The 15,856-nt window shown below is 60.9% G+C and carries 14 protein-coding genes; 6 read left to right on the plus strand and 8 right to left on the minus strand.

The genetic code is table 11. The annotated features are described in order from the left end of the window. The first annotated feature begins 9 nt into the window (after positions 1 to 9). Positions 10 to 636: a TetR/AcrR family transcriptional regulator gene (locus ACWFSR_RS10025; RefSeq protein ID WP_197106111.1), complete on the plus strand. Its 627-nt coding sequence runs from the start codon at positions 10 to 12 to the stop codon at positions 634 to 636. Beyond that, positions 633 to 2,327, plus strand: coding sequence for an MDR family MFS transporter (locus ACWFSR_RS10030; RefSeq protein ID WP_447522308.1), 1,695 nt, complete (start codon positions 633 to 635; stop codon positions 2,325 to 2,327). The genes ACWFSR_RS10025 and ACWFSR_RS10030 overlap by 4 nt, the downstream gene beginning before the upstream one ends. A gap of 102 nt (positions 2,328 to 2,429) precedes the next feature. On the opposite strand, the gene ACWFSR_RS10035 is transcribed toward ACWFSR_RS10030, so the two are convergent. The 4 genes from ACWFSR_RS10035 to ACWFSR_RS10050 all read right to left on the minus strand — a co-directional run bounded on the left by ACWFSR_RS10035 (position 2,430) and on the right by ACWFSR_RS10050 (position 7,085). Continuing rightward, a complete protein-coding gene (locus ACWFSR_RS10035; RefSeq protein ID WP_447522309.1) occupies positions 2,430 to 3,146 on the minus strand; it encodes an ABC transporter ATP-binding protein in 717 nt (238 codons plus the stop codon). After that, complete coding sequence (locus ACWFSR_RS10040; RefSeq protein WP_307784099.1) at positions 3,143 to 4,948, minus strand: branched-chain amino acid ABC transporter ATP-binding protein/permease; 1,806 nt, start codon at positions 4,946 to 4,948, stop codon at positions 3,143 to 3,145. Before ACWFSR_RS10040 ends, ACWFSR_RS10035 begins: the two co-directional genes overlap by 4 nt. 2 nt (positions 4,949 to 4,950) lie before the next feature. Next, positions 4,951 to 5,826 carry a branched-chain amino acid ABC transporter permease gene (locus ACWFSR_RS10045; RefSeq protein WP_197106114.1) on the minus strand — a complete coding sequence of 292 codons (876 nt, stop codon included), beginning with the start codon at positions 5,824 to 5,826 and terminating at the stop codon, positions 4,951 to 4,953. A gap of 83 nt (positions 5,827 to 5,909) precedes the next feature. Beyond that, positions 5,910 to 7,085, minus strand: coding sequence for an ABC transporter substrate-binding protein (locus ACWFSR_RS10050; RefSeq protein ID WP_447522310.1), 1,176 nt, complete (start codon positions 7,083 to 7,085; stop codon positions 5,910 to 5,912). 150 nt (positions 7,086 to 7,235) lie between these two features. Here ACWFSR_RS10050 and ACWFSR_RS10055 point away from each other — a divergent pair, with 150 nt between their 5' ends. Continuing rightward, entirely contained in the window at positions 7,236 to 8,933 is a 1,698-nt protein-coding gene (locus ACWFSR_RS10055; RefSeq protein WP_447522311.1) for a cation:proton antiporter, read from the plus strand. A gap of 1 nt (position 8,934) precedes the next feature. On the opposite strand, the gene ACWFSR_RS10060 is transcribed toward ACWFSR_RS10055, so the two are convergent. Continuing rightward, positions 8,935 to 9,567 (minus strand): hypothetical protein, encoded by a 633-nt coding sequence (locus ACWFSR_RS10060; RefSeq protein WP_447522312.1) that lies wholly within the window; start codon positions 9,565 to 9,567, stop codon positions 8,935 to 8,937. A gap of 113 nt (positions 9,568 to 9,680) precedes the next feature. Here ACWFSR_RS10060 and ACWFSR_RS10065 point away from each other — a divergent pair, with 113 nt between their 5' ends. Beyond that, the gene (locus ACWFSR_RS10065; protein ID WP_447522313.1) at positions 9,681 to 10,139 is read left to right on the plus strand and encodes a hypothetical protein; all 459 of its coding nucleotides are present in this window, start codon (positions 9,681 to 9,683) and stop codon (positions 10,137 to 10,139) included. Further along, complete coding sequence (locus ACWFSR_RS10070; protein ID WP_447522314.1) at positions 10,136 to 11,785, plus strand: DUF5671 domain-containing protein; 1,650 nt, start codon at positions 10,136 to 10,138, stop codon at positions 11,783 to 11,785. Before ACWFSR_RS10065 ends, ACWFSR_RS10070 begins: the two co-directional genes overlap by 4 nt. A gap of 94 nt (positions 11,786 to 11,879) precedes the next feature. Here the strand turns inward: ACWFSR_RS10070 and ACWFSR_RS10075 are convergent, their stop codons facing one another. Together ACWFSR_RS10075 and ACWFSR_RS10080 are read right to left on the minus strand one after the other, a co-directional pair. Next, complete coding sequence (locus tag ACWFSR_RS10075; RefSeq protein WP_447522315.1) at positions 11,880 to 12,644, minus strand: SDR family NAD(P)-dependent oxidoreductase; 765 nt, start codon at positions 12,642 to 12,644, stop codon at positions 11,880 to 11,882. Positions 12,645 to 12,725: 81 nt separating this feature from the next. Further along, the gene (locus ACWFSR_RS10080; protein ID WP_447522316.1) at positions 12,726 to 14,261 is read right to left on the minus strand and encodes an aldehyde dehydrogenase (NADP(+)); all 1,536 of its coding nucleotides are present in this window, start codon (positions 14,259 to 14,261) and stop codon (positions 12,726 to 12,728) included. A 98-nt stretch (positions 14,262 to 14,359) separates the two neighbouring features. On the opposite strand from ACWFSR_RS10080, the gene ACWFSR_RS10085 reads away from it, so the two are divergent. Then, entirely contained in the window at positions 14,360 to 15,046 is a 687-nt protein-coding gene (locus tag ACWFSR_RS10085; protein ID WP_197106121.1) for a GntR family transcriptional regulator, read from the plus strand. Between the two features lie 11 nt (positions 15,047 to 15,057). Here ACWFSR_RS10085 and ACWFSR_RS10090 read toward each other — a convergent pair whose 3' ends face one another. Next, positions 15,058 to 15,819 (minus strand): ribonuclease activity regulator RraA, encoded by a 762-nt coding sequence (locus ACWFSR_RS10090; RefSeq protein WP_447522317.1) that lies wholly within the window; start codon positions 15,817 to 15,819, stop codon positions 15,058 to 15,060. Positions 15,820 to 15,856 lie beyond the last annotated feature (37 nt).

Consider the following 15,856-nt stretch of genomic DNA (forward strand, 5'->3'; position numbering starts at 1 on the left):
TATTGCTGAGTGCCTGATACTCCTGCCCTCGGTCTCCGCGACCGCAAACGAATCGAAACGCGACTGCGCATCGAAACTGCCGCGGTTGAAATCGTCACGGCCGAAGGACTCGATGGCGCCACGGTCGACATGATCAGCGACCGCGCCGACATCTCGCCGCGCACCTTCTTCAACTACTTCGAGAGCAAAGAGGATGCCATCCTCGGAACTCAAGACATGGGAGAAGTTCAGCGCGCGATCGATGCTGGCGTCGCCGGCGCAGAAACCGATGACTTGGTCGTTGCGATCGTCTCCACCATGTTCCACATCTTTGGCCCGATGGCCGCACGAACTCAGCTCAAAACTCAGCGGATGGCTCTTGTTCAAGAGCACCCGCGTTTGTTGAGCCGACAGATTCACCAATTCACGCAACTGAACAGCACGATGGCTGCTGCCGTTGTCGAATTCCTCAATAAGCGAGAAACTACGCTCCCCCGCGACCCCGAACACGTCGCCGAAATTGCCGTAGCCACTTGCGTCGCATCCGTTCGAATCGCGGTCAAGGAATGGATTGCTGCCGGCGCTACCGCCGACATCGACTCCATGTACCTTCGCGCGATCGGACTTACACGAGAAACACTGAACACACTTCAATGACAACCACCAACGAACCACCCGTCGCCGACGTCACTCCCGAAACCTTCAACGATCCCGCTACGAAGCGCAGCATCCTGTTGCTGTTCGTGGGTCTCATGGTGACGATGCTGCTGTCAGCTCTCGACCAAACCATCTTCAGCACCGCGCTCCCCACCATTGTGGGAGAGCTCGATGGCGTGAACCACATGCTGTGGGTCACGACGGCCTACATTCTGGCTGCGACCATCATGATGCCCGTCTACGGAAAACTCGGTGACCTCATTGGTCGCAAGGGTCTGTTCATCGGAGCAATTTCTATTTTCATGATTGGCTCTGTTGTCGGCGGGCTCGCCCCCGACATGACCTGGCTGATCGTCGGCCGTGCCGTTCAGGGACTCGGTGGCGGTGGCCTCATGATTTTGTCGCAGGCGATCATTGCCGATGTGATTCCCGCACGCGAGCGCGGCCGTTACATGGGCGCGATCGGCGGCGTATTTGCTCTCGCGAGCGTCGCCGGGCCACTACTCGGTGGCTGGTTCACTGAGTCGATCGGATGGCGTTGGGCGTTCTGGATGAACCTCCCGCTCGGTGCCCTTGCGATCCTCGCTGCCGTCACCCTGCTCAAACTCCCCCCACACAACAAGCGCAAGCCGAGTATCGATGTCGCCGGCATGGTGTTGCTCGCCATTGCTTCGGCAGCGGTTGTTCTCACGACAACGTGGGGTGGCACACAGTACGACTGGGATTCGCTGCTCATCATCTCGCTAATCATCATCGCCGTTGTAGCCGCCTTCTCCTTCGTGATGGTGGAACGCTCCGCCGCCGAGCCGATCATGCCCATGGGCATGTTCAAGGAACGCAACTTTGTTCTCACGACGGCATCCGGCCTGATTACCGGTATCGCCATGTTCGGTGCCCTCGCCTACATGCCGACGTACTTGCAGATGGTGACGGGTGTGAATGCGACCCAGGCCGGATTCTTGATGATTCCGATGATGGGTGCGCTTCTTCTGAGTTCGGTAACGGCGGGCCAACTGGTTAGTCGCACCGGCCGCTACAAGTGGCTACCGATCACGGGCGCCTTTGTTCTCGCTACCGGTTTGGCGTTGCTCTCCACTATGACGCCCGACCTCCCCCTCTGGATTCTCTGCTCGTACCTCGCCGTGATGGGCCTCGGTATCGGCATGAGCATGCAAATTCTGGTGCTTATCGTGCAGAACACGTTCCCCAACTCGCAGGTCGGCACCGCTACGGCATCCAACAACTACTTCCGCCAGATTGGTGCCTCAATCGGCACCGCAGTGGTCGGCAGCCTGTTCGTTGCTCGTCTCACCGATCTGCTGAGCACCCGCCTTCCGGCGACTGCCGCTGGCACCACCGGCGACACCAACTCATTGACGCCGGCTGCTGTGCGCGACCTTCCGGACGCACTGCGCGAGATCATCGTCAGCTCCTACAACGATTCGCTGGCACCGGTGTTCCTCTACATGGTGCCGCTGGTTCTGCTCTCGGCCGTGCTGCTGATGTTCCTCAAAGAGGTTCCGTTGGCCACCAGCATCGACCGCGGAGAAGCCACGGAATCGCTCAACGTGCTCGGGGACGACGATGACAGCGACGATGCCGAAGCGAAGACAACGGATGCCGCTTCGCGCCAACTGACGACAGCGAGCGATCAGTCGGGGCCTATTTCGATCATCCGCAGTCAGCCGTAGTTGCGGTGACGGCGACCACACAGGTCGCCCCACTGCGTGGCTAGACCCGCAGCATCCTCGTCACTCAACGACGAGAGTGTTGCGGGTCTTTCGCTGTCTGCCCTAGTCGAGGCCGAGGTAGGCCTCGATGACCTTCTCGTCAGCGAGCAGTTCATGGGCGGGGCCAGAGTGCGACACTTCGCCGGTCTCCAAGACGTAACCGTAGTCGGCGGCGGCGAGGGCACGGCGGGCGTTCTGTTCGACAAGAACGACCGTGGTGCCGGTCTGCCGGATTTCCTCGATCACGGTAAACACTTCGTCGACGATCTTCGGAGCCAGTCCCATCGACGGTTCATCGAGGAGCAGAATCTTCGGCTCGGCAATCAGAGCGCGGGCAATCGCCAGCATCTGCTGCTCTCCACCCGATAGCGCGCCAGCATGCAGTTTGCGACGCTCAAACAACACGGGGAATCGTTCGTAGACTTCGGCCACTTTTGTGTGCATCGCGCTGTTGCTCCGGTGCCAGCCGCCAAGGGTGAGGTTCTCAGCAACGGTTAGGGTGCCCAAGATTTCACGACCTTCAGGAACCTGCACGAGGCCGGCCTTCACTAGGCGGTGCGCCGGCCACTTGGTGATGTCTGTGCCCTCGAAGGTGATGACTCCCTGGCGGGGGCGCAAGAGCCCCGATACGGCGTTGAGCACCGAAGTCTTGCCTGCACCGTTGGCGCCGACGAGCGTGACAAGCGAGCCGACCGGCACCTCGAAGGACACGTCGCGCACGGCCTCCACGCGCCCGTAGTTGACCTGCAGGCCCGTGACACTCAGAATCGGGTCGCTCATCGGTTCTCCTCCGGGGTAGTCGCGTCGTCAGCCGCAGCAGCACCGTCATGCTCGGGGTGCTCGGCTACACGGTCATCAACGACGTGGGCGAGGGTTTCGGAGGCGAGCACGGATGCCGCCTCGACATCCTCATCGGAGCCTGCTGATCCGAGGTAGGCCTCGAGCACGCGCGGGTCCCGAGCGATCTCGCTCGGCTCTCCGAAGGCGATGATCTCACCAAAGTTCAGCACCATGATGCGGTCACACGTGGCCAGCATCATCCGCACATTGTGCTCAATGACGAGCACGGCGATGCCGTCGGCGGCCAGCGAACGAATGAGCTCCGACAGGCTTGCTGCTTCGACATGGTTCATTCCCGCTGCGGGCTCATCGAGCACGAGGAGAGACGGATGCGAGGCGAGCGCGCGGGCGATCTCCAGTCGACGTTGGTCGCCATAGGAGAGGTCACCGGCGGCGTTCGCGGCTTTCTCACCGAGGCCCACGCGGACCAGCTGGGCCGAGGCCATCGCGACGGCTTCACGCTCGAGACGTCGAGCTGAGGGCAAGAAGAACAGCCGACGCAACAGGGTGTCCTGCGTGATGCGGTAGCCGCCGACGAGCACGTTTTCGAGCGCCGAGAGGCGGTTGAAGAGCTTGATCTGCTGGAAGGTGCGCGCCACTCCGGCTTGCGCCAGGCGGTGAGCTTTTGTGCTGGCGGTGAGAGGAACGCCGAGAACACTGCCGGTTCCCGTCGTTGGCGGCGTCAGGCCGGTCACCATGTTGACGAGGGTGGTCTTTCCTGCGCCGTTCGGCCCGATCAGTCCGAGCACCTCTCCAGCATTCACCGTGAGGTCAACAGATTGCACGGCGTGAACTCCGCCGTACGACTTGCCAAGGCCACTGAGGTTGACAAGCTCGGAACCAACAGCTGGCAGAGCAGGCAGCGTGGGCTGGAATGAGGGATCGACGTTCAGTCGCTTGGCCGATTTTCGCACCGGGATGAGCCCCGAGAGGCCACCGGGAAGAAAGAGAATCACGACCAGAAGAAGCACACCCGAAATCGTGGGGCGAATCCACCCGGCATCGATTCCGATCGCGCGCTGCACTTCAGGAAGCAAACTGAGGAAAGCGGAGCCAAGGACGGGGCCGATGAAGAGCGTGACGCCGCCGACGACTGCGGTGACAAGTCCATCGACTGCAGCGGTGAAGGAGAACTCGTTCGGATCCGCGAACCGGGAGAAGTGCGCGAGAAGCACGCCATAGAGGCCCGCAACTGCTCCGGCGATCACGAACGACGCCATCCGGTACCGAGGAACGTCGATGCCCATGGTGGTCGCGGCCAGTTCATCTTCGCGAATTGCGGCGAACGCTCGCCCGAGGCGGGAACCAGACAGGCGCCAGAACCAGTACGCGACGACGATCAACGCGATCCAGGCGACGCCGGGGCCAACGAGCTTGGCGAAGCTCAACCCTTGCGCACCGTTCGTCCATGTCTGGTTGATCAGAAAGATCCGCACCATTTCACCGAAGGCGAGAGTGGCGATGGCAAGAAACACGCCACGAAGGCGAATGACGGGCAGTCCCAAGATAAACGCGGCGAAGGCGCCGACAATCATGCCGAAGATGATGCCAATGACGAGCGGCGGGATAAAGCCGAATAGTGGCTCGGAGGGTACGACAAGCGCCGAGGTAAAGGCCGCCAACGAGGCGAGCCCTACCTGCGCCAAGCTCAACTGGCCGGCGATGAGCACGGCGTAGAAGCTATAGGCGAGAATCGCCGTGAGGGCGATCAGGGTGATGAGTGACGAGTATTCCGCGATCACGATTAGACCTCCCGCGTCTTGCGAGCGCCGAAGAGGCCCTGCGGTCGAAGTATGAGGATGAGGAACAGAAGACCGAACGCCACCATGTCTCGCCACGAGCTGCCGATGTAGTTGACGGCGAGCACTTCGGCCAGACCGAGGATCAGACCACCAACGAGTGCTCCCGGCAGGGATCCCATTCCGCCGACAATGATCACCGCGAGGGCCTTGAGTTCAACGGCATGGCCGATGCCGAGGGATGCAGCATTCACGTTCAGGGTGAACAACACACCGGCAACCGCACCGAGTGCAGACGAGAGCGCGAAGGTTGTACTGCTGATGCGACCCACGTTAAGGCCGAGGACGGCGGCGGCGTGCGGGTTCTCGGCGATCGTGCGCATTCCTCGCCCCAGCTTGGATTTGGCCACGAGCCAGGTGAGAACGACCATGAGCGAGACGCTGATGATGAGGATGACGACTTGAAGCAGGGACACTGTCGCGCCGAAGATTTCCACGCGCGTAGTGGGAAAGGCATCCGCGGGAAAACGACGGGTATCGGCCCCGTACAGCGCCTGCAAGAGAGAGAGGATAATCGCGCCGAACGCAATCGAAGAGATGAGCCCCGCGAAGTGCGCATCGTGGCGACCGGCGAGCGGCCTGAAAGCGATGCGCTCGATAGCAATGCCCAGGATCGCGCCAACCACCAGCACGATGGGGATGAGCAGCCAGATCGGGACCCCGAAGACCGTGACGATCTCGATACCGACCAAGGCGCCGGCGGTGAACACCGCCGCATGGGCCAGGTTCAGCCGGTCAAGAATGCCAAATACCAGGGTGAACCCGATCGCGAATAACGCGTAGATCGAGCCGAGAAATATCCCGTCCAGAAAGAGTTGCATTGGTGGTGTCCCTGCTCTGTGACTGCGTGCCGCCCGAAGGCGGCACGCAGTCTGCATGTATTTGGCGGTGCGGTGCGGTGACGCTAGTTCAGGATGACGAACTGGCCGTCCTGAACGATCTGCACGAGAGCGTCATGTTCAGCGTCGCGGTTCGCGTTCAGAGTCACATTACCGAGAACGGTAGGAACATCCGTGATTGTGCCAAGGCCAGCCTTGATACCGTCACGCTCGCCCGAGCATTCTGAACGGACTGCCTGGTCGATGATCTGCATTCCGGCGTACGCCTGAGCGGCGAACTGGTCGGGAGCTGAGCTGTAGGCGGCGGTGTAGTCATCAATGAACTTCACGTTCTGCTCGTTGTCTGACGCAGAGTTCCACGCGGCTCCCACGATGACGCCTTCTGCAGCATCGCCAGCACCTTCGATGAGTGCGGGCGAGTTGAAGCCGTTTCCACCAATGATCGGGGTGTCGATGCCGATTTCACGGGCCTGGGTCACGAGCGGCACTGCAGCATCGATGAGACCAGAAACGATGATCGCGTCGGCGTCAGACTGCTTTGCCTTGTTGAGCAGGGCGCGGAAGTCAGTGTCAGCCTTGGAGAAGGTGAGCGTTTCAGCGACCTCAACGTTTTGGTCCTCGAGAGCGGCAGCGAAAGCTTGGTAGCCAGATTCGGTGAACGCATCGTCGTTGGCGTACATGACAACGACCTTCTGCACACCGAGACTGTCAACAGCAGCCTTGACGGTCTGCGGGATGACGGCATCTTCAGTGAGGGAGTCGCGGAAAATGTAGTCACCGATTTCGGTGATGCCCGCTGCAGTGTTGGACACACCGAGCACGGGAACGCCAGCGTCCTGCGCGATCGGGTCTGTTTGCTTTGCCGTGTTCGACAGCGTCGGGCCGATGATGACACTAGCGCCAGCGCTAATGAAGCTATCGAAGACCTGGATGGCTTCCTTCGGGTCGGTCGCGTCATCCTCGACAGTGAGGTTGTACGTGACGCCGCCAACCTCGTTGAGAGTCGTGACCGCAAGTTCGAGTGCATTCTTCTGCCCAGCACCGTACTGTGCAGCAGCACCGGTGAGGCTAAAGGAAGCACCAATGGGGATCGCAGAATCGATGACGCATTCTGCGCCAGTACCGGTTCCGGTCAACTCGCCACCGGCGGTCGATCCCGAATCTGCAGGAGCGCTGCAGGCGGTGAGTGCAAGCAATAGGGTGGAACCGCAAACAGCGGCGGAGAGTAGTTTTCTTCTCATAGTGGACCTCCTTGGCCAAGGTGCAAGAGCCACCTAACGCCTAGGCAAACTCGTCGGTGCGAGTCTATCCATTCTCGCCCTCGCGCTGAGACAGCATCAGTCCTCTCCGGCTATCAGCTTTTCGATAAATTTCCCTGAAAGGCTCAGCAAATGACCGAACTGCTTATCGTGATCGTGGTCGCGCTCATTGTGATTGCCTCTGCGACGCTGCTCGGCCCCCGCTTCGGAGTTGCTTCACCCCTCGTTCTCGTTGCCATTGGCGTTGCAGCAAGTCTCGTGCCGGCATTCGACTCGGTGCAGATCGATCCTGAACTAATTCTTCAAGGCATCCTTCCGCCGCTGCTGTATTCGGCGGCGGTGTCCTTGCCGACCATGAACTTCCGGCGGGAGTTTGGGGCCATCGGCGGACTGTCGGTGGTGCTAGTTGTGGGCACTGCGCTCATCCTTGGCGTGTTCTTCATGCTCGTAATTCCGGGGCTCGGGTTCGCGTGGGGTGTTGCGTTGGGCGCCATCGTGAGCCCCACGGATGCCGTTGCAGCATCCATCATCAAGAAGACACCAGTCTCGAAGCGGGTTGTTGCCATGCTCGATGGCGAAAGCTTGCTGAACGATGCGACTGCCCTCGCGCTGCTGCGGGCCGCGATTGTGGCGACAGCAGCAACGTTCTCGTTTTGGGGTGCGGTTGGCTCCTTCTCCTATTCGGTCCTGATCGCCCTCGTCATTGGTGGTGCGGTTGGTTGGCTGAACCTTGTTGTTCGCAAACGCATCACCGATCCCACCGTCAACACGGCGATCTCGTTCACGGTCCCCTTTATTGCGTCGGTTCCTGCCGAGTTATTGGGTGCCTCGGGGCTGGTCGCCGCTGTTGTTGCAGGAATTGTGACCGGCATCCGGGCACCACGATTGTTCTCGCCCCAGAATCGGCTTTCGGACACCCAGAACTGGCGCATGATCGAGCTCGTTCTTGAGGGCGCCATTTTCTTGATGATGGGCCTTCAGATTTCGGCCATTCTGACGGATGTCGAAAACGATGATGCAGGAATAAGGAATGCGGTGCTGATCGCGGCCGGGGCTCTCGTGATCACAGTCGTGGTGCGTGCAGCGTATGTCGCTCCCCTTCTCGCGTTCTTGGCCCGCCGTTCGAAGCGGCATGAGTCTATGAAGTCGCGAATGCAGGTGGTGCAAGAGCGGCTGAATGCACCGAAGGACATTCAGGATGCGGCGGAGCGCGGCAGTAAACACAATCCGGCCCGATCGGAGCGCTATCTTCAACGCGTGACCGGTCTGGTCACTCGGTCGTTGGCCGATATCGAGTATTTTCGGCGTGAGCCTTTGGGTTGGCGCGAGGGCACCACTGTGGTGTGGGCTGGCATGCGAGGCGCGATCACGGTGGCTGCAGCCCAGACGTTGCCCGCTGACACTCCTCAGCGTTCGACCCTCATTTTGATTGCGTTTGCGGTGGCGGCGATGTCACTGCTCGTCCAGGGTGGAACGATCGGCACCGTCGTACGACGGATCTCACCGAAGGCCGATAAGGTCGCGGTCGCTGAGCGAGAACGGGAAGAACGAACCCGCCTCTTTGCCCTCTTGAAAGCAAGCGCGAGCACCATCCCTCCGCGGCTGGATGTCAATGGTGCTGTCGTTGATAGCGATAACGCCTACGCTCCGCTGGACGCTGATTTCGATGACGAGAAACGCCACCGACTGGCGGTCATTGATGCTCAGCGCACGGCTCTGCTTGACGCGCGCGATAACGGCATCTTCGATGCCGACCTGCTGGAGAATGCCTTGGCGAATCTCGACGCCTCACAGATCGCGCTCGAGATGCGCGGCAAGCCAACCGCCTGATCTATTCGGCGATGGCGTGCGCGAACGCGGTCACAATCTCGACGATGGGCGTGCTGAGACCGTCAAGCGCATCATCAAGGGTGGGCGCCGGATACGACTCGGCCCCATTCCAATCCGACTTGAGGATGCTCTGCCCATCAACCCAGAAGGTATTCGTCGCGTGACCGTCCAACACAAGTGACACTTTCTGCGCCGCGATTGAGTTGCTTCCCACCTGAATCTCTTCGGTCGCACCGCGAATGAACTGTGCAGCGACGACAGTGTCGGGGGCTCCCTCTGCGAACTGCCCGAAGTCACGGCTCTCTGCACGTGACTGGAGAAAGGAGGCGAGGAGCACGTGCGTTAGATAGCTGGGGATCGCTTCGCCGAACTCAGCATTGAGCGTGTTTTGTTGGCTCTCCAGCCACTTTTCGCGGGTGCTCTCGGTCTCGACTCCCGCGAGGTGGTCAGTGAAACGGAATTTGGTCCACTCCAAAGGAGATGGCGCGAACCACGTCGTTTGCTCAAGCTGGATGAGAGGCCCGTCTGGACTCTGAAATGCCAGCAGCGTGGTGATGCGGTCCGCGTTCAGGCGGCGCAGCAAGGCGCCCGACTTAACGCCGCCGACATAAAATGACTCGACTGCTACTGACATGGATGAAACGTAGCATTCCCTAGAATCGCCACAACAGTGTTGACGAGCGGGTGAAGCGATCGTGAACATTGTTGAGTATGGACTAAGCGTCACTTTTGGCGCATGCTGGCGTCATGGAACCAACCACTGCACGCCCCGATCGCACGCTCATCGTGATCCTTTCCGTCATCGCCGCAATCGTGGTGATTGCGCTCGTGGTGGTGTTCACTCGAGGCGGCGCTTCAGAAATAGACCCCACGACACCTGAGGGTGTCGTGCAGTCATACTCGCTGGCTGTTGTTGAGAGCGACTATTCGGCGGCACGCGATTTTTTGTCGACCGAGCTGCGTGAGAATTGCGAGAGCGCCGACCTGAACACGATTCAGGGGTTGCGGATGACCGTCATTTCGACAACCATCAACGACGACACCGCGGTGGTGCGGGTGTCGATGGAACGCGGCAGCGGTGACTTCGGTGGCTCCGGCTACGTTTCTGAGGAAGTATTCACCCTCGTTCTCGAGAGTAGAACGTGGCGGATTGAAACAACTCCGTGGGATCTGACCCTGTGCTACAACCAAGGAATAGGCGAATGACCTCGATGAGATCGACTCCCACTCCCCCGCCCAGCGTGGTTCCGGCGGTCGGCGGCGTGCAAACGGTGCGTCGCGTCATCACCTACCTTCTGCTCGCAACGACCGTGATCATCGCGGCGAGTGGTGTCAGCGGCCTTCTCGATCGACTGTTTTCGGCTAACCGCCTCGAGGTCAGTTTCGATAACTATGGCTTGGCGACCTCGTTGGCTTCTGCCCTGATCGCTGGCCCTCTTGCCGCGGTGCTGTGGTGGTTGATCTGGCGGGACGCAACGATGACCCGCGACCGGGCATCCGTCATGTGGCCTGTTTATCTCACGATCATGTCGACGGTGGCTCTGCTGGTGTCGACAATTGCGCTCTTCACATGGGCAGCGCAAGCTTTTGTAAATGGCTGGCAGCCGTACGGGCTCGCTGTGGGTATTGTGTGGGCACTGGTGTGGCTGTGGCATTACTGGATGTGGCGACACCCTAGCAAGGCACCAACCCGACTGCCAGGTGCGGCCCCCGCAATCGCGTCCCTCGTTGGCCTGACTTACGCTGCCGGTGGTCTGGTGTGGGCTCTTGGCCAACTCATTGATTCTGCGGTTGATGCTGCACTCGGCTCAGTTGTGATCAGCGATCCGGTATGGCAGCTGGTGTTGCAGGGGCTCGTCTGGGCCGTCGGCGGTGCGCTGTTGTGGTGGTGGCATTGGTTCCGTGTTGGCGTGCGGGAGCAGTCTCAGGGTTTCTCGAATGTGCTGCTCGTCTTTATTGCGGGAATCGCGTCCATCGCGGTCTTCGCTGCGGGCATCATGGTCGCGCTCACCGCCATTCTTGAGCTGGTAACGGCGTCGACGCAGCCTCTCGCTGTCACGCTCGAGCCCCTCGGAATCGCAATCGCTAACGCGGTCGTCGGTGCTCTCGTGCTGGTTTATCACGCTCGTGTTGTCGCCGGACGTTCAGCCGGGGTGCGTTCAGCTACGCGGCTTGCGAGTGCCGGTGTTTCGCTGGCGTACGCGGCGTCAGGTGTTGGTGTGATGGTGAATGCGCTGCTCGCTACCTCGAGCAATTCGCTTATTGAGGGGAACATCCGCAGTCTGCTGCTGAGCGGTCTCAGCGCTCTGATAGTAGGCGGCGTGCTGTGGTGGATGTTGTGGAAGCCACTGCAGGCCTCGAACCCTGAGCGCGTTTCCGCTCCAGGGCGCCGCGTCTATTTGGTGATCATTTTTGGCCTCAGCGCGCTCGTGGCACTCATCACGTTGCTCGTCATCGGGTTCCAGCTGTTCTCGTTCTTGCTCGATGGTGGCAGCGGTGAAAGCTTCGTTGAGCGTTCACGCCAGGCCCTCGGGTTGCTCACCGCAACGCTTCTTGTTGCGGCCTACCATTTCGCGATTTGGCAACGCGACCGCGCCTCCAGCGTCACTGAAGAGGTCATTCGTCGCATCAGTCACGTCACGCTCGTGGCCTCCAACGACAGCGCCGAGCTTGTGGATGCCGTGCGTGCCGCAACCGGAGCTCGCGTGACGGTTCTTCAGCGAGCAACGACCTCGCCGCTTGAGCCCGGCATCGCCGAAATCGTTGCCGCCCTCGACGGAATCGAGGCCAGCAACGTTCTCGTCGTGGCAGGCGCAAAGGGCAAGATTGCGGTCATCCCCCTGAAGGACTGAAGCGGTCGCGAGCTGAAGCGGTGGACAGCCGAAGCGCTAGCCAGCCGAAGCGCTAGCCAGCTGAAGCGATAGTCGGCTAAGCCCGAACCGGTGGTTAGCGGAAGTTCAGCCCACCGTTGATGTCGAGAACCTGGCCAGTGACGTACGACGACAGGTCTGACGCAAGAAATGTGGTGACGCCAGCGACGTCTTCCACAGTTCCAGCGCGCCCCAACGGCACACCGGCGATGATTCCGGGCTGCGCGCTGCTTGGCGTGAAGTTGTTGTGGAACGGAGTGTCACCGATGAACCCGGGCGCGAGAGCATTGACGGTGATGTTCGACGCGGCAAGCTCCTTGGCGAGACCTCGCGTGAAGCCGACGATGGCGGACTTTGCCGTCGCGTAGGCAACAGCACCGGCGCCACCACCATTTTCGGAGGCGAGCGACGACATCATGATGACGCGGCCGGCGCTCGACTGCGTCAGGTACGGGATCGCCGCGCGAGAGACGAAGAACCCGCTCGTGGCGTTGACATCCATCACCTGGTGCCAGTGCTCGTCGCTCATCTCGGCGATCGTGTGACGCCCGACGAGGTTTCCTGCGTTGTTCACGATGATGTCGAGACCACCAAGCGCTTGCGCAGCGGCATCCACGACGGATGTTGCTTGGGCAGAGTCGGTGAGGTCACCCTGCACCGCGACCGAAGTGCGGCCGAGGGCCACGATCTGGGCCACGACGTCGGCAGCGGCATCCTTGCTCTTGGCGTAGTGGACGACGACATCTGCGCCGGCTTGGGCGAGACCAAGCGCGATCGCCGCGCCAATTCCTTGTCCTGCGCCGGTGACTAGGGCTTTGCGGCCGGTGAGGTTGAGCTGCATGGTGCCTCTTTCTGGTTGAGCGATGAAAAACAGGTACTAAAAATCGGGGATGGTCAGGCTTGGTATACCAACGAGTCGAGGCTACACGATCACCTTTTTGCTGGTCGCGGCACGGGCCGGAAGAATGAGCACACCGTCAATACGACGCGGGATTGAGGAGAACTCCTCCCGCAATTCCTCGGGGAGCACTGCTGCTGGCGCATCCTGAAAAGCGATCGGGCGGAGAAAACGACGGATGGCGCTGACCCCAACGGAGCTGTGTTGGGAGTTTGTGGACGGCCAGTTTCCGCCGTGGTGTTGCGCCCACGACACTCGCACTCCGGTAGGAAAGCCGTTGAAAACGAGTCGACCGACTGTCGGCGCAATCCGCTCAGAAAGTTGGCGTACGACATCCGGTTCATCGTCGCCGTGGTGAATAGTGGCGGTGAGCGAACCGGGCATGGCATCGACGGCGTGGAAGATCTGCTCGAGCGAGTCGAAGCGAGCGACAACGAGCACGGGCCCGAAGGCTTCCTCGGCGGTTGCTTCAGTGAAGTCTGCAGCATCGATCTCCAGCAGCGTGGGCGCCGCAAGGATGCCCGCGCCAGCCAGCGAGCCGACCGCGAGTACGTTCGCGCCACCATCATTCGTGATTCTTCCGAGGATGTCGGTCAGCGAATGCGAAATGCGTTCGTTGAGCAGCACCATTCCACCAGCCGCGGCGGTGCGCGCTCGCAGATCTTCGAGGATCGCGTCTCCGCTCGCACCCCGCGGCACGAAGGCGACGCCCGGCTTGGTGCAGAACTGACCGGCCCCCAGGGTGAAGGATCCGAACAGCCCTTCAGCGATCTGCGTCGTGCGCTCGGCTGCTGCCGCCGGCGTCACGATAAGCGGGTTCAGGCTGCTGAGTTCTCCGTAGAACGGAATCGGGTTGGGGCGCGTGCTGATGATTGCCAGCAGCGCTTCTCCTGCTCCGAGCGATCCGGTGAATCCGACGGCAGCGATGTGCGGGTCGGCCACGAGAACACGCCCCGACTCGGTGCCATACACAATGCCAAGGATGCCCTCCGGAGCACCGTAGGCCGTAGCCGCGTCAGCGAGGGTACTGAACGACAACCGCGAGGTGAGCGGATGCGAACTGTGCGCTTTGATGACGACGCTGTTGCCCGCCGCGAGCGCCGATGCCGTGTCACCGCCCACAACGGAGAACGCGAACGGAAAGTTGCTCGATCCGAAGACCGCTACTGGCCCGATGGGCAGCAGCATCCGGCGCAGCTCAGGCGCAGCCCCTAGCGGGGTTTCCCCGGCGTGGTCAATCGTGGCCTCAAGGTAGCTACCTTCACGAAGGGCTTCAGCAAACAGTCGAAATTGAAATTGCGAACGATTGAGTTCACCATTCAACCGCGCCTCGCCAAGACCGGTTTCGTCATTGGCTGTGGCGACGAGCGCTGGGCGGTGACGTTCTAAACCGTCGGCGAGTGCCTCCAACAGCCCGGCCCGCCAGTCACGAGTGCTCCCCCGCACCGTGTCAAACGCTAGCTGCGCGGATGCGGCCCGCGCGGCAGTCTCTGCCGGTGACGTCTGTTCAATGTCGGTTTCGTTCGTAATCCCGGTTGCGGGGTTGGTCGTTGTCAGCATGATTCTCCCAAGGATGAGGGGCGGTGGGGTGTGAAGTGCGCGGCCGTTCTGGTGTCGCATTTGCGAGGCAGAGCGTGTGGTCGTTTAGGCTGACCTCCATGACCCAGTCGCTCGACGCCACTTTTCCGTCCCCGCTGCCGCCGCAGGCGGACACTCCCACGCGCACGGATCAGATCATCGATGCACTGCGGTCGGCGATCGTTTCTGGAGCGTTGGAACCGGGTCAGGTTCTTGTCGAGCGAAAGATTGCCGAGCAGTTGGGGGTCTCGAAAACTCCCGTGCGTGAAGCGCTGATTGTGCTCGAGCGATCGGGACTGCTGGATGTTCAGGCCCGCCGCATTTCGGTTCGACGACTGGGGTTCACTGACATCCGCCACATTTATGAAGAGCGTGTCTTGCTCGAACCGTGGGCCATTATGGATGCTGCGCGAAGCGGTCGTGAGTTCACTGTCGCTGGTCAGGCGCTGGCTGACGCTCGCATTTTCGCCGCCGCCAACGACAACGCGGCGACCGCGCTCGCCAACCGTCGCTTTCATCGCGGAATGTATGCCAATAGCGAGAACGAGTTCATCGTCAATTCGCTCGACCGTTTGCAGGATCTCACGGCGTTGGCCGTTGCTGGAGTGCTCTGGGAGAACTGGCCGCGACGCGAGATTGAAGCGAGCGAGCACGAAGCCATCTACGCTGCAGCGAGCAGCGGGGATGCCACGACGGCAGCGCGTCTGATGAAAGAACACATTGGTGCCTCCATCGAGCGTGTAACCAAGCGTGAGCTCGGGCTGTAGCGGACTCACGATTAGTTGGGCAGCAGTTCGCTGTAGCTCTTCAGCAGTTCTTTGTTGGGCGGATATGTTCCGCGCAGCGGGCTTCCCGCTTCAACTTTCGACAGGATGAATTCTTCGAGCTCTTCCTGCTCGAGAGCGTCGTGCGCCACAGACTCGGCGAGGTGACGCGGGATGCAGACCACTCCATCGCGATCGCCCACCATGATGTCGCCCGGATAGATGGCGACTTCAGCGCACGCGATCGGGATCTGAAAGTCCACAACGTGGTGCTGCGCCAGGTTGGTTGTCGGCGATGCACCGGCAGAAAACGTCGGCAGGTCTAGTTCTTCGAAACCGACCATGTCGCGGAACGAGCCGTCGCTGACGATTCCGCTTGCTCCTCGCATCTTCAGGCGCGTCGCGAGAATGTGCCCAATGGATGCCGCCCGCTTCTTGCCGCGAGCGTCAATGACGAGCACTTGCCCCGGTTCGACCGACTCGACACCGATCCGTTGCGGATGGTCGTAGTCCTGAAAGATCGACGGCACATCGATGTCTTCTCTGGCGGGGATGCACCGCATCGTGAATGCTTCTCCGAGCAGACGCTGGCGCTCGGGGTTCGAGAATTCGAGCCCCTCGAGGTAGGTGTTGCGCAGCCCACGAGACATCAACTGAGTGGTGATCGTTGCGGTGCTCACTCGACTGAGTGCGAGGGTCGCTTCGGGGCTTAACGGGGCGAGGTGCGCCGCCGCTTGCTCATCGATCTCACTGCGATTCGCTGAATTGGTGTGCATTCTCAAAACCCTCCATTAGGCCGACATCCGGAGTTAG

The sequence above is a fragment of the Salinibacterium sp. NYA9b genome (assembly GCF_976973725.1).